The following is a 19,218-nucleotide window of genomic DNA, read 5'->3' as shown; positions in this document are numbered from 1 at the left end:
TATTCTACAGTATTATTCATTTAATGTAGCCATTATTTCATTGGCTATATTCTTTCCATTTCCAATACACGCACCAATTCCGACACCATAATATGAGGCACCAGCTAAATATATATTTGGATAAAGATTCGTCATTTTTTCTTGCAATGCTTGAACCGCTTGATTATGTTCTAAATGATATTTCGGCATTAAATCTTTCCAATTTGTAACTTCGACTACTTCTGGTTCACCTTTAATTCCGAGACTCTTTTCAATATCATATAAAGCTACTCGTACTAATTCTTCTTCACTATAATTTTTGATTGTTTCATATACCGGATTGGTGCTCTTATAAAACATTCTTACCAATAATTTTTGTTTACCGGATGTATGTTTCCACTTTCGACTTGTCCATGTACAAGCATCACAATGTAAATCACTGTTTTCCGTTACAATAAACCCTGTGCCGTCAGCTGGTAGTTGTTCATCTAGTATGTCAAATCCTAAGTAAATACTTATAAGAGATGAGTTTTTAAATGTATTAAACTGCTCATTTAACTCATTAGACTGTAATAAAGTTTGTGCTATATCATGCGGAGCTGCTAAAACAACATAATCAGCTTGTATTGTTTCATGATTTACAAAAGAAATCTCATATCGATCTTCTTGTTTACTTACAGCCGTCGTTATAGCACCTTTTTTTACGACAGTTTCAGTAAGCACTTCTTCTAAGCGATTAATTATCGTAGATAGTCCACCTTTAAATGATACGAATTTTTTATTTCCTGCTGATTGAAATTGTTTTTTATTCTCTTCAAAACCTTTAATAATACTTCCATACTTATTTTTATAATCCAGTAAATACGGTAATGTAGATGCCATTGTAAGCTCATTCAATTTACCAGAATATACGCCTGAAAGTACAGGAGCAATTTGTCTTTCCACTAACTCTTTCCCTAAGAAACTTTCTAAAAATAGAGCAAGTGATGTATCTTTCGTAAACTCTTTATTTTTCGTTATGAAATCTTTTAAAGCTACGATTTTCCCTTTCGTTGAGACTAGCGTACTGCTAAACAAAGACTGGGCGCTCATCGGTATCCCAAATATAGTATCAGAAGGAATCGGATGTAACATGTTTTCAGAATATATGTAAGAAATACCCGTTTCATTATATACCATTTCATCTTCTAAATTTAAATCTTTTACAAGTGGCATAACATATTCATTACGAGCAACGATTGAATCCGCTCCTGACTCCATAATGAAATCCTTTTCTTCCACACTATGGATTTTACCACCTAAATACTCTTCTTTCTCAATAAGAATTAAATTTAAATCGATATTATAATCCTTTTTTAATTTTTCTAAATAAAACATAGTAGAAAGTCCCGTTATACCTCCACCGATAACAACAACTGTTTTCATATGTGCTGCGCTCCTAACCGATACAATTAATAATTCCTTTTTATTATAACCAAAAGTCCTTATATTCGACTAGCAAGTTGCGCATTCTGTAAGAAATTAGACAATATATTTGAATATATTTTCAAATTACCTAATAAAAAAGAACTATAACATATACAAACCACGTCATAGTTCTCTTTATTTTAAAAACATAAAGTAATTGATTAATTTGTCTAGTTCTTGACTCAATGCCAATACTTTTTCATGTTGAATTCCATAATCCGATACTAAATATAAAAGTTCTTCTTTTTTTATTTCAATTACTTTTTCTAATTTCGCTAGTTCCATGTCGTTTTACATCTCTCCAAAAATAAAATGTATGTATTTCAGTATAGCCTACTTACATAATTAGTAAAAGTAAAATACGCATGTAAAATCTTACAAATTTGAAAAAATAATATACTACTAACAAAAAAGAAACTAGATTAAGCTCCCTCTTACAGATTATTGACGTTCATTAAGAATTAATAACATACCGGAATTTTTCTAATGTTATATCTTTATAATCTGGAGCTCTCTTTATATGATTAAAATAACTATATGAGAATTTAAATACATGACCAAAATCCCAATCGAATTCACTATAGTCTTTTATCCAAAATATATTTTCAGTTGGTAAAATATTTGCACGTTTAGATTGAATTAAAGGTAATCGATCTATAGGTGAGTGTAAAGTTATTCCCGTATTCAGCTTGAGCTTTTGGCTAGCTCGTAGTACGTATACTAGTTTTAAAAGCGGGCGTATCCCTCGTTGAAATATATCTATATGCCCTAAATCGTACATTATATTAATTGCGTGGGAGTAAGTAAGCAAATGCCCAATTAAATCATGATGCGATTCCGCTCGATAAATACTATTAAATTTCGATAACTCATTTAAAATGAACTGAGATACTTGTGTTGGATTACTCAATTCACTTTTTATCTCATCTTCAAAACTTAATTGTTTTACTTCTTTCGTCGTATAACCAATCCACGATCTACCTGGAATTGTTTTTCGAAATGATAAAATAAGAGTAGTAATCCCTTCAATTGCTTGATTATCGCCCCATTTTTGTAGCTCTTTCATAGCCAATAAACTTAATGACGCATAAATGACGTTATGCCCCACCCAATGAAGTTCATCAATCGTTTGTTCTAAAGATTTTATAATCATATTCTCCGCAATTTGAAAATCTATTTCTTTTTTATCATCAATCATCTCACCAATTTTTTTCTTGTTCAGCATCATCCTTGTTTGCGAATACATATTACGAGCTGTTTCTTCATTAATATTATTATCTTTCATAAAAAAATAACTAGCAATTGCAGCTGCTCCAAAATGCGCATGCCAAATATCATTTGTTTCTTTTTTGCATTGAGAAATAATTGAAAGGCCGCCTTTTAAAATACTTTTGTTTTCCATTTTCTATCTCCCCTAATAAAGTGAAACTTTAATCAGCCCTTACCAATCGGGCATTTATGGGCAGTTAATCCCCCACCTAACTTCTTTACTTTCGCTGAATTTTGAGGGAGGTCTTACTGCCCGTTAATGCAGGATAAAAATCACTATATTTTCACCCTAAAGATGGTGTCAGTACAAATAAAATGTGATTCGATTCATCACTTTTATTCAAAAATCGATGCTTCACATTCGGTGGAATACGTACAACATCGCCTTCTTCTAAAAAATATTCTTTTCCCTCCAATTCCACATACACTTCCCCTTTCATAACAACAGCAATCTCTTCCTTATCTTCATGGGAATAATGGCTTTCTGTTGTGTTTGCTTGTTTATTTAAATCCATCATTAGCATTTCAATACGTGCTTTCATAAAATCAGGTGTTAATACATCATATACAATGTGATTATTGTTTTCCCGATATACTTTTTTTCGATCTTTTTTCTTAGAAATGAGCGAATCTGTATCAATTTCGTTAATAAAAAGTGTAAACAGCGGTACATTTAATGCTTTTGCAATTAATTCCAAAACATTTAAAGAAGGATTAGCATGCCCTCTTTCAATTTGGCTAATTAACGATGTACTAATCCCTGCATAATCAGCGAATTCACGAATTGTCATGTTATTTTTCTTACGGTAACTTAATACCGTTTGTCCAAGCCTATCATGTATCATAGTAAAAATTCCTTTCGTCCATCATAATGCATGTTTCTTTGTCTTTGTGCTGACATACTAAACAAAGGCAAATAATCCTTCCCTATCATCTCTGGGACTTATATACTTACTTTTGTACATTATATCGTATTAAGTTTATTATAATAAACATTCTATCGGAGGGACAAACTTTGAAATCACCTATTCTTTCATATTGCATCTTATTTTTTGGTGTATTCGCCTTATCAACTTCTGCAATTTTTGTAAAATTGGCAGATGCTCCTGCTACAATCATTGCTTTTTACCGATTATTCTTTGCCACACTGATTCTGTTACCGTTATTACTATTTAATAAAAATAGTCGAAATGAGCTAAAAACTTTAACGAAAAAACAATGGGGATTCGGATCCATATCTGGGCTATTTTTAGCTGCACATTATGTACTTTGGTTTGAATCATTACAATATACTTCTGTAGCAAGCTCTACAGTTATCGTAACGCTGCAACCTTTGTTCTCAATGATTGGTGTTTATTTTTTATTTAAGGAGAGATTTACGAAAGGAGCGGTTATTGGTTGCCTCATCGCTATTTCAGGTAGTATCGTTATTGGCTGGCAAGATTTCCAAATTAGTGGAGCAGCTTTATATGGAGATATTTTAGCATTTATCGCTGCCGGTATCATTACTGCTTATTTTTTCATTAGCCAACACGTTCGTAAAGATTTGGCACTTATACCATATTCGGTAATTAGTTATGGAAGTAGTGCTGGCTTTCTTGGCATATTTGCTTTCACGCAACAAGAATCTTTCATCCATTATTCTACACAAACTTGGTTGTGCTTTATTGGATTAGCTTTCATTGCTACAATTTTAGGACAAACCATTTTTAATTGGTTATTAAAATGGATGAGTGCTACTTTAATTTCCATGAGCATTTTAGGAGAAACAATTGGAACTTGTATACTAGCGTACTTTATATTACATGAGACCATTTCTTTACAACAAGGACTAGGAATTACCGTTATTTTTATTGGTTTAGTATTATTTTTATTACAGCCAAATTCTAATAAAAAAGCATGACAGTATACTGTCATGCTTTTAACTATTAATTATGTACAATTAAACCATCCGGTCTAAAACGACTCATCATAATTTCATTAATAAACTTTCCTTGAGCTTTCAAATTCCCTATCTTTACTCCCTCTTCTACAAATCCAAATTTTTCATATAAAGCTTTTGCTTTTGGATTCGTTTCTAACACACCTAGTTCTACTCTCTCTAACATTAACCAATTATCAGCCAGATCAAGCATCTTCGGAAGAAGTACTTTCCCAATTCCTTTATTATGATATTCACTATCGACCCCAATGAATAAATCGCCTGAATGAGATCTTCGTCCCGGACTTTGTGTTAAACCTACAAACCCAACAATTTCTCCATCATATTCTGCAACAAATTCAAATTGATTTGGTGCTAAATTTCGAATTCTATTTTCCATAGCGTCTACACGCATGCTAGGTAAGAAAACCATATACGGTAAAACTTCATTTTGTATACATATACGATGAATTGCTCTAGCATCTTTTATTTCTACTGCTCTAACGTTGATCCCCATCTTTCTCTCCTCCATATAAATAACAATATATTTGTTTGTGTGTATTCTAGAAACGTGTATGAATGACCTTCTCACTCGTATTTCTTTATGTCATTTTCACATAATTATTTCGATATAATACTTATTTTCCTAAAAGATTAACAACTATATGGATATGGTTAACTTTTCACCTTGTTATATAAATTAAGCAAATTTTCAATCAGAATACCATTTAGTTTCATGCCGACTATATCACAATTTTCTATTTCAATATTTTTCAGATTACTATTACTTATGGTGCTACCTTCCAAATCACATTTATCGAATACAATAGGTTCCTTCTCATCTCCGAGACTTGTATTTTTAAATTGTACTCCACCTAAAGTCACCAAATTAAATTTACTGCCAGAAAGATTTAAATCTGCATATGATGACCTTCTAAAATTTATATTTCTAAACTTTGATTGACTTACATTACAATTACTCATATTCGTATTCATTATATTGCTACCAACAAATGAACTGTTTTTTAAATTCACTTGATAATACTCTGTATTTGCTAAATTACAGTTTTCGTATTGACTATTTTTCATATCTTTATTTGTAACTACACTCTCTTTGTTTGAGCTTGTTTTTATTCTTTTCACTTAACAATACTCATCTTCCGATTCAAAAATCATTTGGTAACCTATCTTTTTATAAAAGTGATGATTGTTAATTTGTCTACTAGATGTTTCGAGATCCCAAATCTTTATGTTCGGATATTCCTTTTCTATTAATTTCATAACATGTGATCCAATTCCTTTTCCTTGATAAACAGGATCTACAAAAATACGATCAATTCGACCGTACGACTTACCAGAAATCGTAACTATTATCCCTCCGATTATTTCTTTATCCATGACAACTTTGAAAGAATCCAATTCTTCAATGGAATATTCCATCATTTCAACTGAAGAATATCCTGGCGGTTGAATGTTATAATCAATGACATTATCTTGGCCGTATAGCCATTGTTTTGCTTCTGCATCAAATGTTCTTTTCATTATTTCTGTTAATTTCTCAGCATCTAAAATTGTAGCTTTTTCTATAGATAGCATTGTTGTTTTCCCTTTCATTATTACAAACCAACAACTATTGTGAATTCCATAATTATCAATTCACTTTTATTTTTAATGCTTTTCCCATTATTATATATGGAACATCATTTTTACTTGGATGAAATGGCTCTAATACATTTACCCAATCTAATCTTTCATATAACGAACGTGCTTTTTCATTGTTTATTTGTGTTGTTAAAACACTTGTTCTATTTGAAAGCCCTTCTAGTAATTTATTATGTAATTTCGTTCCAAGACCTTCATTTTGGTATTGTGGGTGAACTGCTAACTCTACAAATTCAAAACAATCTTGTAACCATTCGTCTACTTGCTCTAGATGTAACGCTTCTCTCATTAATTGATTATAGTACTGTCCCTCCATTGAGCGATAACCATAAGTAAAGCCAACTACTTCATTTTCATCATTTATTGCTACTATACCTTTAAAACCTGTATATTCTATATGCCTATTCATTCGCTCGATCATTTCATTGAAATTTGTTTTCTCAAATACTTTACAATACAATTTTGCCATATTCCCAATTAAGATTTCATCTTTTTCAATGCTTAAGAATTTCACTTTATTCCCCCCTATTAAAACATTTATATCCTTAAATTTTTAAAAACAAAGAAAATTAATACTAATCACTCTCTTTACTATTAAACTACAAATCACCCTATATTTTCCACAATTACTTAGTATTAATGAATAAAAGAAGAGACCATGTAATATCAACATGTTCTCTTCTTTTATTCATTTTCAATTTTATCCCGCTATTTGCCGGACAGTAAGACCCCCACCTCAAAATTCAGCAAAAGCAAAGAAGTTAGGTGGGGCCCTGCTGCCCGTGAACGCCCGATTGGTGAGGGCTGAACCCCCCCACTGATTAAAGTTTCACTTTATATAATTAAAAATTAGATATTACTTAAGCCACTCGTTGCAAGTATTACTTAACTGCTGTAAATCTTCTATAAATTGACTCGCATCATATCCATCACAAACCGAATGATGTACTTGCAATGAAACTGGTAGCATAACCTTATTTCCTTCGTTAAAATATTTCCCACAAGTTATAATTGGCAATAGAAATTTTTCATCATTATTAATATTAAGATTAAATCCAGTAAAACTAGTCCAAGGTATGCTAGAAATCGGAAATACATTAGGCGGAATATTTTCTTTCGTGAAAAGACCATGAACATTAGCATAGCATCTCATATCGTCTTCATAATTTTTATAGAAAGTGCGGAAATCACTTGAATAATCCGTCCATATACTTGAAAAAGACTTATCATCTTTATGAAAGATTGTATAATTCGGTATCATTTCCTCCCAATAGCCTAAAACTCCTTCATCGTTAAAACATGTTCGAAATTTTTTATGATTATTTACTACTCTAGAAATTAAATATATAAAAACGGGATAAAATTTTATTCCCTTTTGATATACTTCCTCTAATAACATCGTGATATCAACATTCACAGTCATACTAAATGTACATTTCAACTTTAAATAATGCTCAAAATACTGCTCTCTATTCCAATCTTCTCTATCAATTACATGGAACTTCATTCTAATAGCCTCCTAAAATTTTCTTTTTATTTTAGAAGGCTAATTCCCTTGCTTTCACCATAATTATTCACTCCTAACAGTGTACATTTCACCCTAATTATTTATTTAATTATATAACATATGTAAGAATCAATTCACATATTTCTGGAAATCCATCCACATACTATAGATAAATCAAATGAAATTTGGAGGATACATACATGAATAACAAAAATATGAATAAAAAAGAAAATGTTACTGAAAACACTACATCTATTCAAAATAATAATACTGCAAACCTTGCTATCGAAGAACAAGCAATGAACGGCTTATACGGAATGCCCGAAACAACAATTGAAGATGCTGATCACGCTTCAGCTGATGATTTGACTTCAAAAAATTAATTAACTACATTGAAAAAGCCAAGGAAAATATCCTTGGCTTTTTTAACTATGCATCCACCTTTTGTATTTCTTCACTCTTTCTTGAAAGTTTACCTGGCCAAAAAGCAAATCGGCCTAACACAACTGTAATTGCGGGTACAAGTAACGGTCTTACGATAAACGTATCTAGTAATACGCCAATTGCAGTTACAATACCAAATTGAACTAATACTTGAATTGGAAGTGTACCTAACACTGCAAAAGTTCCTGCTAAAATTAAACCTGCCGATGTAATAACACTACCTGTTTGTATTACACCATTTTTTACTGCATCCAAGTGATTTTGTGTCTTTCTGTTTTTCCATATTTCTGAAACCATAAAGATATTATAATCTTCACCTAAAGCAACTAAAAATACGAATGCGTACAACGGTATCGCACCTTGAATGGCCGGCGCTCCCATACCGTAATGAAGCAATATCCATCCTGCTCCTAACGCTGAGAAGAATGATAAAACGACAGTTACAATTAAATAAATCATCGCAACAACCGATCGTAAGTAGACAAGTAATAGTAAAGCGATAATGCTAATCATTACTGGAATAATTACTGATTCATCACGTTCAGTAATTTGCTTTGTATCATATAATGAAGCTGTTTCTCCACCAATCCACAATTGATCTTCAGTATTACGAATCCCAGCATCTTTTAATACTTTTTCTACATTACTTTTCAATTTAGGAATTTGATTTAACGCTTCAATTGAGTATGGATTTTCCGCTAAAGAAACTTCATACATTTGTATTTGCTTATTTTCTTTTCCCTCTTTTGGCTCTTTCACTGTATTTACGAAAGAAAATTTCTCTAGTTCTTGTTTAATAGGAAGCTCTTTTCCTTTCGTATCAACAACCACTTTTACTGGTGCTAGTTCACCAGCTGAGAAATGATCACTAATTAACGTAAACCCTTCACGAGAAGGCATATCCTTTGGAAACGATTCTAATAAGTCATATGTGTATTGAATACGTGGTACGAACGAAGCCAATCCACCTAATACAAACACAGTTAGCATAATTATTGTCCACGGTCTTCGTACTACTACATCTCCAAGTTTTTTACTAAAGGAGCCTTTTGATTTTTCAACTTTTACAGCCCTCTTTTTCTTTCTTGCAAACTCCTCATTCATTGAAGTTGTTCTCGGTATAAACGGGAAAAATGCAATCCTACCGAAAATTAATAATAGTGCTGGTAAAATGGTTAAAGCCGCGATTCCCATTATAAATACAGCAACACTAAATGGTACTGCAAATCGATGAAAGGCACCATAATGAGCAAGTAGTAATGTTCCTAATCCAAGTACAACAGTTAACGCACTCATTATTATTGCACCGCCAGAAGCTTTAATCGCAAGTTGTAATGCTTTATATTTACTTTCTTCTTCTAACAAGTACTCTCTATATCTTGAAATTAAAAATAGACAATAGTCCGTTCCAGCACCAAACAATAATACTGTCATAATTGATATTGCTTGGGCATCTACTTTAATCCATCCGTGATCAGCTAAAAAACCGAGTGTAGGACTAATGATACCGTATGCAAAGCCAACAACAAGTATAGGTAAAATTGCTAAAATTGGCGAACGGTAAAGCAAAATTAATAGGACCAAGACTAATAATACAGTAGCCACTAACAATTTCACATCTGCTTGACTAAATAAACTAACTGCATCCGTTTGAATACCTACAGGCCCAGATAATCGAACATGTAAACCAGATTCACTTATTTTTTGTTTAAATGGATCTTCATCCACCTTACTATTCACTATTTTTTCAAGTTTTTCCAGATTTCCTTTTAATATATCCGTACCAGCAGATTTATTAAAGAATACCGGTGTAACAAATGATGTACCATCTTTTGATGCACTTTTTGATAATACTTGCTCTGGAATTGTATCAAATGGCGGTAACGTTGATTGTTCTTTTAAAGGACTAGCTTTTAACTCTTTATAAACGTCTTGTATGAGTTTATAATCCTGTGACTGTAATCCACCATCTCTATACCATACTACTAACAATGGATTCCCTGTATTATTCGGAAACTCTTTTTTCATAAGCGCTTCCGCTTGCTGTGACATAGCTGTTTCAGGTAAATTTTTTGGATTCGGTTCTTTCGTACTGTTTACTTGTGGTAACGTAAATGAAAGTAATAATGTAATAAGAACCCACACCGATAAAGTGATCCATTGCGTATTTTTCCCTGCTACAAGCCTCCCTAACATATGTAACGGGTGCTTTTTCATAAAAACCCACCTTCCTTTTTTCCTCCATTATTAATTATATATACTGGTCGGTTAATTAATCAAGAATGATTGAAAATTATGTTATAATTATCTCAATCATAAATGTCAGGAGCGAATGTATTTGGAACAAAAACAACGTCCTCTCGGAAGGCCGCGTCAAAATAAAAATACAAAATCTACAAAAGAAACCATTTTAGAAGTGGCAACCCGCTTATTTCTTACACAAAATTATCAAGTCGTTTCTATGGATGAGGTCGCAAAAGTTTGTGGTGTTACGAAAGCAACTGTCTACTATTACTATTCAACAAAAGCCGATTTATTTACCGCTACTATGACCGAAATGATGGTACGTATACGCGAAAATATGTCTCAAATACTCTCTACAAACAAAACGTTAGAAGAAAGATTATTAGACTTCGCTAAAGTTTACTTACACGCAACGATGGATATTGATATGAAAAATTTTATGAAAGATGCAAAACTGTCGTTATCTGAAAAACAATTGAAAGAATTAAAAAATGCTGAAGATAATATGTATGAAGTACTAGAAAAAGCACTCGATACTGCGATGCACATCGGAGAAATTCCGAAAGGAAACGCTACATTTGCGGCTCATGCTTTCGTATCTTTATTATCAATTGGGAATTTTAAAGATGAGAATCACAATCCTATTCTTGCAAATATAGATGAATTAGCACAAGAAATCGTTTCTTTTTATTGGAATGGGTTAGGTCATTCATATTAAACTGATTTACTTTAATAAAAGAGCATGTTTAATTTTTTCAAACATGCTCTTTTATAATTTATTTATATACTAATAATCAGATTATACTTCAATGTCACTTAACAAAAAACTCCATTTTAACTTTACAAATTTTGAAGTTGAACATTTATATTCTCCTTACTTAATCCCCCATGGTAACAAACTACAGATTCAATATGTAAATTTAAATACTTCTTCAAAGACTGCTTTGCTTCCTTAATATTTATAGTTGTTGGGGCGTGAATTCCTCCTAACATCCCATTCACACTATACATAGAGTCTCCTGCAATAAGAATTTTACTTCGTTTCAAATATAAACTAATATGACCCGGAGTATGCCCTGGAGTATGAAGAATTAGTATTCCACCGCAATACGGAAGTTCTTGCCCGTCAATCACAGTATCACTCACTTTTCCTTTTGGTCGGTTCTCTACATTTCCTTCCTTCAATAAAGGCAAATCCCCCTCAATATATGGCTTATCTAATTCGTGCGCATAAACCTTAATATTATTTCCACAGCGCTGCAACAACTCCGGAAGACTACCTATATGATCAATATCCTGATGCGTCAAAATCACGACTTTTAACTTATCAAATGATACCCCAACCTTTTCCATCTCTACTTGTATATCTTCAATTTGTCCTGGGAAACCCGTATCTATTAATACTGCCATTTCATCATCCCATAAAAGAATTGGATGAATAACAAATTCTTGAAATTCAAGTTGTAACATTTCTATCCCTTTAGCAATCTCCATACAGCCATTCTCCTTTATACTGAAGTTTGAAAATATGTACGAGTAAACTGAAAATATAAAGTGAAACTTTAATCCGTTGGGGTTTTACTGCCCGGCAAATAGCGGGATAAAGCACCTTTATCTTATAATATGTTTTGTCATCCCAATAGAGAATGCTTCAAACCCTATAGATTCATAGTAAGATTGCAATTTTTCTACACACATAAGTTGTGGAATAACCTTGTTTTGTTCACAGTGCTGGATTAATCGTTTCACTATTTCTTTTCCGATGCCACTAGACTGATATTTTGGCAATACACCAACTCCACAAATAATGCCTGTTATGACTCCATCTGATATGACACGCCCCATCCCTACTAACCTCTTATCATCAAAAACATAAATTGCATACCAACTTTGCTTACACATTTGTTCTAACTCGTTAACCGTTAATTTAAGAGAATTCCATCCTAAAGATTCGTATAAGGATAATAATCCATTAAAATCTGTAGGATGTTCACTTGTGTGGCGTATACTATTTTCCATGTAAATACTCCCTATTCTCTGACTTGTTTATATTTCATAAAATTCCCTTTACACAAATCTGATTGATGTAAAAATAACTAGAACAAACTTCAATAAGAAAGATAGAATTCCTTCTCAATATAAAATAAAAAGAAGTTATCTCACTTAAGATAACTTCTTTTATATAAGACTCTCATTATATTATCAACCAAAAAATATACAACTGCATACGATTAGCACAAACAAAACTAATAAACCATTTGAGAAATAACCCATTGAATACTACCCCTTTATTAAATTATGTAAAAGATTTTATCATAAAATGATTTACAACTTAATAACTGAAAAAGACATTGCATTCATTAGTTATATATGTTAAGTAATATTTTATTTTCGGTTATATTCTCGTTCCCTGAAAGTGCTTATCATACTCTTCTACTTCCGTTCATATAAGTTCAAAATATTAAATAATAAATCAAGAAGACCTCCACCTTACGAGGTCTTTTTTACTTATTTTCCAAATACACTAATTGATTCTTCCTCAATTACAAGTAAACAATTAGCATATTACATGATTTAATATCCCAATAACCAATTCAACTCTATTAATTCGGTTCGACCTTAATATCCCCCTTTTATTCCAAAAACTCAATAATCGTTTCACATACTTTATCCGTCTCCTCGATATCTGGGAAATGTCCACTATTTTCAAATATAACAAGTTTACCATTTTTCAATTGTCTCGTTATTCTATAACTCATTCCTACACCCGTGTTATAGTCATGCGCTCCAACTATGACACACGTATCAATTTCTAAACCTTTAATACGCTCAATAAGCGGTAAAGATGATTTTGTTCCAAAAATAACTTTACTCATCTTCCCTGTATTACTTAACTTACTTTCCTCCCAAAACCTTCTATTTAGCTTTGCAAATTCTTCATTTTTAAACAATAGTCGATCTAAATTTTCTGTATCAACTATACTCCAAACTTGATTATACCTTTCTTTTAAAGGAATTTCTGACTTACTTATTATCAATATTTGTTCTTTCATTTCCCCTTTCGTTACTTGTAGAAAACCTTCTATCTGCACAGTATACATATCATTAAAATCATCTAACGATGGTGCTTGTAATACCATTTGTTCAACATTTTTTGGATATTTCAAAGCATACTCTAAACAAAGTTGTCCACCAAAAGAATATCCTAACAAATTTATCTTCTCTACATGTAATTGCTTTCTTAATTCCTCTAAATCTTCGACTAGAGTATTGATTGAGTACTCACCGTCATCTTCTGGTGCCTCACTTCGTCCGCAACCTCTTTGTTCGTAATAAACTACAGTCATATTTCCTTCTAACTTCAAACCAAGCGTTCTTTCGAATACATAATGATTACCACCTGGACCACCATGTACTATAATAAGAGGGACTGTATTATGAGCTGTCCCTGCAACTTTACACCAATGCATAATCCCATTGATTTTCAAATAGTGTACACCATCTTGCAACATTAACTGATTCATTTATCCTATCTCCCTATAGCTCACTTATTACTATCTAGATGTATAAGTTCTGACCATTCACACTTTTTCCCTTTATATTCTTTAGACCCTACCCTTTCTTATATGAATAGCTTTCTTATTCAAAAATAGATTTTTAAAAATTCCTACCCCCACAATTAATAAACCTATACCAACTAATTTATTTATTTGTAATGGAATGCTCTCCATTCCAAATAATCCGAATGTATCAATGCATAACGCAACGACCAATTGAGTAATAAGACTAATTAGCACCGTATATGCTGGACCTAAGCTCTTTATTGCACCCATTATACAAATAATTAACCCGATGCCAAACAGTCCACTTACATAAAACAAATAATTTGTAGTATACACTTTAATGTTAATACTGTTTTCTGTAATGATATAAAATAGAATAGAACTAATGAGACCTATTCCAAGGACACATGTAGTCGTTAACCACTGTCCTACATTTTCATTTACTTTTGCATTAAAAACAGATTGTAAGCTAATTAATATTCCTGCTAATATAGCTAAACTAAATCCAATCAAAATCTTCCTCTCCCTTTCATTGCTCATATATATTATCTTTAGCGACTTCCTTCATTCTAGAAAAATCTTTAATGACAATAACTCCATTACTCTTTTCAATTAATTTATCATTATAAAATCTTTGTAATACCCGAATTACGTGCCTATAACTTACCCCTATAAAGTCTGCAATACTTGTTACCGAAGTCGTATCCAAATCCCCTTTGTACATATTCCCGTTACTATCTGTTGAAATTGAAAGTAAATAACTAGCTACACGTACTTCTACAGGATAAAGTAAATTAAGAGCAGTAAAACGAGTCGATATTTTTAACGTGTTCGCAATGTTTTCAAGTAAGAACTTCATAAATATAGGATCATGTAATAACTTGTTTCTAATAACCGTATTAGAAATGGAGATAGCTATAACATCTGAACAAGCTTCAACGACATTATGTGCTTTGCTATTTTGAATTAATTCAATATCACCAACAATGGCCAATGGATTGATAAAGCGAAGGATTAGTTTCTTTCCTTCTGATGTAATCGTGTAAACTTTTACTTTACCTTTAACAACAAAATATAAACGATCCATTTCGTCATCTATATTGCAAATAAGCTCGCCTTTTTCAAAGTAATTTAATTGAAAATAAACTGTATCTATTTCTAAAAAAATCTCGAGCGTTTTATTGGTTCTCAAATAATGCGTAATTAAACCTGATTTATCCTCCATATTCATTTCTCCTTTCATTTACATATTAAATACAACAATACCTATAATCATTACTATTGTTCCCACAATATGATATCTCTCCATCTGTATCTTTTTTATATGAAACAGTCCTTTCATTTCAATAACTGTTGCCGTTAACAATTGAGCAACCATTAGTGTGCCAGCTGTCAATGTAACTCCTAGTGAATATATCGCCATCGTTTCTGCACAAATAATGAATCCACCAAATGCACCCGCTGCTAAATATACTTTTTTCACACTCTTTAAATCTGTTACTTTCTCTTCTTTCTTTAACAAAAATACAGTTGTTGCAATAAGGAATCCAATTAAATGGGTTATAATACTCGTCGACCATATACCGATATGTGAACTAAGTTTCGCATTAAAGGTTCCTTGAAGTGTTATAAATATCCCCGCAAAAACAGCAAATATAATACCTTTCAAAAAATCATCTCCTCATCTTTTATTTCTGACTTAATTAAAAGCTATAATCCTATAATGGCAAAAGGACAAATGTCACATCACTATGAAAATAACTTGGAATGAACAAAAAACACACCTCAAAAATGCGAGATGTGTTTATCTTTATTATTTATATATAAAATTTTATAAATTTGAATTACGCTACATTAAAAGATTTCTTTTTCATAACAAACTTTGCAAATAAGAAACGTACAAGCGGTCCCATAATAATTAATTGTAATGGATATGCCATTATGAAATTTTTAATAAAAATCGAAAAATAAATTGAAACAAATGAAGCTCCTTGTAGTCCACCATGTAAATGCATCATAGCCATACCGAAAAATGACATAAAGAACACCATTCCGATTACCATAGTTGTCGCCATCGCAACGATAATATTTATTTTCTTAGATTTATCAAATGGCAACATGAATACAATTTTTTTCGCACAAGGTCCAACGATACATATTTCAATTAATAGCGCAATAATAAAGCCAATTAATAGTTCTAATGCAATCTCTTTAATATAAATTGGTCCTCCTGTTTCATTCATTAGTAAATTGTAAAACGTCATTACGATAACCATCCCAAGGCACATCATCATACCAAATTGGAGGTTTTCTTTTCTTGTTGTTGGCAAAATTCATCATCCTTTCTCTTTGAGTCTTTGTCATTATATCGATATTGAAACCCCCTTCGTAAGTGAACATTTTGTGAACAAATTTAAAACGTTTTCATGTATTTTCTTTACTTTCAACTCAAATTCTCACTTTTACTTATAAAGGTTTTATATATTTCAATGTTGAATTACTAAATTTAACATTGCATTACATTATTACTAGGAGGATAACCATGAATGAACAAGGATTTTTCGTATATCATATCGTAACAAAGAAAAAAATGCATATCGGACAAATCATTCCTTTTAACAAAAATCAACACAATACTCTATATCACTTCTTTTTTGAAAGAGAACAATTAAATGCTAATGGTGAAGATGGCATACAAATTTTAAATAAACACTATAAAAATAACGAATTACATATAAATAATGAAAATGCTAAAGTAGTCATGAGTTATATGGATCAAACAATTAGAGCAGCTAGAGAAACAATTGTAGAAATGGTTAGACTACAAGAATTCCCTGAATATCCTTCCAGATTATCTTGTTTATACGCTGCAAAAAGCTATGAAGATGCTTTAAAATGGAAAGCATTATTTGATTCTTACAATCGAGAAGTTTTACAGATTGTTAAACTACAAGTAATCGGAAGTTCTTTTGAAGGTGACGGGAATCTTTTACCAAAAGAAGATGGTATTCCTTTTTCTCAAAAAATCGAACAAGCTAGAGAGTATTGGAAAGGAAATATTAGAAATGAACTTCCTGAGCTACTGATTAATGGAGAAATTGAAGTGGTGGAAATTATTGATGACTTCTCCTCAATTCATATTTAATTTCTAACTAAATCATATAGGATGGAGATTACAATGAAGAAAAAAGTGTACTTCAATCATGATGGCGGCGTAGATGATTTAATTTCATTATTTTTATTACTTCAAATGGAAAACGTTGAGCTTACCGGTGTATCTGTTATCCCAGCAGACTGCTATTTAGAACCCGCAATGTCTGCCAGTCGTAAAATTATCGATCGCTTCGGCAAAGGTAATATTGCAGTAGCCGCTTCAAACTCTCGCGGGCAAAACCCGTTTCCAAAAGACTGGCGGATGCATGCATTTTATGTAGATGCTCTACCAATTTTAAATGAGTCTGGAAAAGTTGTAACACCCGTGGTGGCAAAACCCGCGCATCATCATTTAATAGAAACGCTTCTACAAACGGAAGGAAAAACAACTTTATTATTTACTGGGCCCCTAACTGACCTTGCTCGTGCATTATATGAAGCTCCCATAATCGAAGATAAAATTGAACGTCTCGTTTGGATGGGTGGTACATTTCTTACAGCAGGCAATGTACATGAACCAGAGCATGATGGAACAGCTGAGTGGAATTCGTTTTGGGACCCTGAAGCAGTGGCCCGTGTATGGGATGCAAAAATTAAAATCGACTTAGTGACACTAGAAAGTACAAACCAAGTTCCGTTAACTATAAACATACGTGAACAGTGGGCAAAAGAGAGAAAGTATATTGGTGTTGATTTCCTTGGTCAATGTTATGCAATGGTCCCCCCTCTCGTTCACTTCTCAACGAACTCTACTTATTATTTATGGGATGTACTAACTACCGCGCTTGTCGGAAACACTAGCCTTGCAAAAACTGAAACGATTAATAGTATCGTTCATACATATGGACCAAGTCAGGGGCGTACAGAGGAAACTGCTGATGGACGACCTGTAAATGTCGTTTATGATGTAAAACGTGATGTATTCTTTGAATATATTACTGAATTAGCAAAGAAAGCTTCTACTTGAACCACTATCTATACGAAAAATAAATAGAATAAAATCACTTCAGACGATGAACCCCTATATTTAGAATTTAGTTGAAACTACATATTTAACTATTGAAAAGAGTATTGAATTAAATTTCAATACTCTTTTTGTGCAATTTAATTATATTGGATTAATGTAGTGTCTTATTGATTATTCATTTCATAACCATTGACAAAATACGTTATTGTTTCTAACTCATCTTCATTTAATTCTCTATCTAGTTCTTGTTTATACACTGCCTTTATCTTCTCTTCATCGCCTTTATGAATTTCTGTATAAGTTCCTACTGTTTTTAACATACGAATCTCTTGTAAAAACTCCTCTCGATTTATCGCTTCCCCATGAGAAAGAATATATGTCTCAGCATCAAATTTCTCTAATTCATCTATCAATTTAAACGTTCTTTTCGTCGTATAGTTCCACTTCGAAGAAAAAATATCTGCATATATACAGTCTCCTAAAAACAATATCTTTTCTTCTTTTATGTACATAACAACAGAATCATGTGCATGATCTCCGCCCACATGTTTTAACACGCAGGTCACTTCACCAAGGTCTAATTCCATTTGATCCTGGAACGTTAAGGTTGGAGGAATAATGTTAATATTTCTCGCTTTTTCTTCAAACTCTTTCTTGATGCAATCCGCACAAAATTCAATTTCAGTACCCTCTTTTACGCGTGCGTCCAACGCTTCATCTGTCCATTCATAAGATACTATTGCCTGCATTTCTTTTTTCGTTTCAGCGTGCGAAATAGTTAATGCATTCCGTAATACAGATAATCCAAAAATATGATCCCAATGCCAATGCGTTAGTGCTACAAAATCAGGATTCGATACATTTTGTTCTTTTAACATTTCTAAAAATAATTGTGCATGTTCTTCTGAATTCCCTGCATCAATCATTAAAGTTTTTTCTTTTCCAACAACCATTCCTAATATAGGTCTATCCGTTTCAGAAACTGGTGTCATATACCAAAATGAGTTTCCTATTTTTTTAATTTGTTGCATAACCAATTCCC

21 protein-coding genes and 1 pseudogene are annotated in these 19,218 nt (G+C 32.1%); 5 read left to right on the top strand and 17 right to left on the bottom strand.

Going from position 1 to position 19,218, the window contains the following annotated elements:
• Positions 1-12: 12 nt before the first annotated feature.
• The 4 genes from CN409_RS06985 to CN409_RS06970 form a co-directional block, all read right to left on the bottom strand.
• Positions 13-1,404, bottom strand: coding sequence for a protoporphyrinogen oxidase (locus CN409_RS06985; protein ID WP_000860361.1), 1,392 nt, complete (start codon positions 1,402-1,404; stop codon positions 13-15).
• 177 nt (positions 1,405-1,581) lie between these two features.
• Positions 1,582-1,731 (bottom strand): aspartyl-phosphate phosphatase Spo0E family protein, encoded by a 150-nt coding sequence (locus CN409_RS06980; protein WP_000417698.1) that lies wholly within the window; start codon positions 1,729-1,731, stop codon positions 1,582-1,584.
• 169 nt (positions 1,732-1,900) lie between these two features.
• Positions 1,901-2,848, bottom strand: a complete 948-nt coding sequence (locus CN409_RS06975; protein WP_000428903.1) for a hypothetical protein — start codon at positions 2,846-2,848, stop codon at positions 1,901-1,903.
• 151 nt (positions 2,849-2,999) lie between these two features.
• Entirely contained in the window at positions 3,000-3,560 is a 561-nt protein-coding gene (locus tag CN409_RS06970) for a helix-turn-helix domain-containing protein (RefSeq protein ID WP_000581034.1), read from the bottom strand.
• Between the two features lie 170 nt (positions 3,561-3,730).
• On the opposite strand from CN409_RS06970, the gene CN409_RS06965 reads away from it, so the two are divergent.
• On the top strand, positions 3,731-4,618 hold the full coding sequence (locus CN409_RS06965; protein ID WP_000841798.1) for a DMT family transporter: 888 nt from the start codon (positions 3,731-3,733) through the stop codon (positions 4,616-4,618).
• Positions 4,619-4,643: 25 nt separating this feature from the next.
• Here the strand turns inward: CN409_RS06965 and CN409_RS06960 are convergent, their stop codons facing one another.
• The 4 genes and pseudogenes from CN409_RS06960 to catA all read right to left on the bottom strand — a co-directional run bounded on the left by CN409_RS06960 (position 4,644) and on the right by catA (position 7,805).
• Positions 4,644-5,153 (bottom strand): GNAT family N-acetyltransferase, encoded by a 510-nt coding sequence (locus CN409_RS06960; protein WP_097981674.1) that lies wholly within the window; start codon positions 5,151-5,153, stop codon positions 4,644-4,646.
• 158 nt (positions 5,154-5,311) lie between these two features.
• Positions 5,312-6,250: pseudogene (locus CN409_RS06955) on the bottom strand (GNAT family N-acetyltransferase).
• Between the two features lie 37 nt (positions 6,251-6,287).
• Positions 6,288-6,812 carry a GNAT family N-acetyltransferase gene (locus CN409_RS06950; protein ID WP_000670761.1) on the bottom strand — a complete coding sequence of 175 codons (525 nt, stop codon included), beginning with the start codon at positions 6,810-6,812 and terminating at the stop codon, positions 6,288-6,290.
• 342 nt (positions 6,813-7,154) lie between these two features.
• Complete coding sequence (catA, locus tag CN409_RS06945) at positions 7,155-7,805, bottom strand: type A chloramphenicol O-acetyltransferase (RefSeq protein WP_000668530.1); 651 nt, start codon at positions 7,803-7,805, stop codon at positions 7,155-7,157.
• Between the two features lie 200 nt (positions 7,806-8,005).
• Between catA and CN409_RS06940 the strand changes: the two genes are divergently transcribed.
• The gene (locus CN409_RS06940) at positions 8,006-8,188 is read left to right on the top strand and encodes a DUF4021 domain-containing protein (protein ID WP_063675315.1); all 183 of its coding nucleotides are present in this window, start codon (positions 8,006-8,008) and stop codon (positions 8,186-8,188) included.
• A 46-nt stretch (positions 8,189-8,234) separates the two neighbouring features.
• Here CN409_RS06940 and CN409_RS06935 read toward each other — a convergent pair whose 3' ends face one another.
• Positions 8,235-10,466, bottom strand: a complete 2,232-nt coding sequence (locus tag CN409_RS06935) for an MMPL family transporter (protein WP_000716584.1) — start codon at positions 10,464-10,466, stop codon at positions 8,235-8,237.
• A 121-nt stretch (positions 10,467-10,587) separates the two neighbouring features.
• Between CN409_RS06935 and CN409_RS06930 the strand changes: the two genes are divergently transcribed.
• The gene (locus tag CN409_RS06930; protein WP_000436036.1) at positions 10,588-11,211 is read left to right on the top strand and encodes a TetR/AcrR family transcriptional regulator; all 624 of its coding nucleotides are present in this window, start codon (positions 10,588-10,590) and stop codon (positions 11,209-11,211) included.
• Positions 11,212-11,333: 122 nt separating this feature from the next.
• On the opposite strand, the gene CN409_RS06925 is transcribed toward CN409_RS06930, so the two are convergent.
• From CN409_RS06925 to CN409_RS06895, 7 genes are all read right to left on the bottom strand, one after another.
• Positions 11,334-11,987 (bottom strand): MBL fold metallo-hydrolase, encoded by a 654-nt coding sequence (locus CN409_RS06925; protein ID WP_000401471.1) that lies wholly within the window; start codon positions 11,985-11,987, stop codon positions 11,334-11,336.
• A gap of 117 nt (positions 11,988-12,104) precedes the next feature.
• Positions 12,105-12,512 (bottom strand): GNAT family N-acetyltransferase, encoded by a 408-nt coding sequence (locus tag CN409_RS06920; protein WP_000431724.1) that lies wholly within the window; start codon positions 12,510-12,512, stop codon positions 12,105-12,107.
• Positions 12,513-13,126: 614 nt separating this feature from the next.
• Entirely contained in the window at positions 13,127-14,017 is an 891-nt protein-coding gene (locus CN409_RS06915) for an alpha/beta fold hydrolase (protein ID WP_001072686.1), read from the bottom strand.
• 81 nt (positions 14,018-14,098) lie between these two features.
• A complete protein-coding gene (locus CN409_RS06910; RefSeq protein WP_000579007.1) occupies positions 14,099-14,569 on the bottom strand; it encodes a DMT family transporter in 471 nt (156 codons plus the stop codon).
• A gap of 16 nt (positions 14,570-14,585) precedes the next feature.
• The gene (locus CN409_RS06905; protein ID WP_000389682.1) at positions 14,586-15,281 is read right to left on the bottom strand and encodes a Crp/Fnr family transcriptional regulator; all 696 of its coding nucleotides are present in this window, start codon (positions 15,279-15,281) and stop codon (positions 14,586-14,588) included.
• An 18-nt stretch (positions 15,282-15,299) separates the two neighbouring features.
• Positions 15,300-15,725 (bottom strand): DMT family transporter, encoded by a 426-nt coding sequence (locus CN409_RS06900; protein WP_000676020.1) that lies wholly within the window; start codon positions 15,723-15,725, stop codon positions 15,300-15,302.
• A 175-nt stretch (positions 15,726-15,900) separates the two neighbouring features.
• The gene (locus tag CN409_RS06895; RefSeq protein WP_001143403.1) at positions 15,901-16,386 is read right to left on the bottom strand and encodes a DUF2798 domain-containing protein; all 486 of its coding nucleotides are present in this window, start codon (positions 16,384-16,386) and stop codon (positions 15,901-15,903) included.
• A gap of 212 nt (positions 16,387-16,598) precedes the next feature.
• Here CN409_RS06895 and CN409_RS06890 point away from each other — a divergent pair, with 212 nt between their 5' ends.
• Together CN409_RS06890 and CN409_RS06885 are read left to right on the top strand one after the other, a co-directional pair.
• Positions 16,599-17,201: a DUF2441 domain-containing protein gene (locus CN409_RS06890; RefSeq protein WP_001005235.1), complete on the top strand. Its 603-nt coding sequence runs from the start codon at positions 16,599-16,601 to the stop codon at positions 17,199-17,201.
• A gap of 21 nt (positions 17,202-17,222) precedes the next feature.
• Complete coding sequence (locus CN409_RS06885; protein WP_003261685.1) at positions 17,223-18,176, top strand: nucleoside hydrolase; 954 nt, start codon at positions 17,223-17,225, stop codon at positions 18,174-18,176.
• Positions 18,177-18,340: 164 nt separating this feature from the next.
• Here CN409_RS06885 and CN409_RS06880 read toward each other — a convergent pair whose 3' ends face one another.
• Positions 18,341-19,207 carry an MBL fold metallo-hydrolase gene (locus CN409_RS06880; RefSeq protein WP_001184095.1) on the bottom strand — a complete coding sequence of 289 codons (867 nt, stop codon included), beginning with the start codon at positions 19,205-19,207 and terminating at the stop codon, positions 18,341-18,343.
• Positions 19,208-19,218: the final 11 nt, after the last annotated feature.

Origin of the sequence: Bacillus sp. AFS012607 (assembly GCF_002558005.1) — a bacterium.
In the GTDB taxonomy this organism is placed as follows: domain Bacteria; phylum Bacillota; class Bacilli; order Bacillales; family Bacillaceae_G; genus Bacillus_A; species Bacillus_A thuringiensis_S.
Note: the sequence above shows the minus strand (reverse complement) of the source record. Positions and strands in the feature narration are given on the sequence as shown.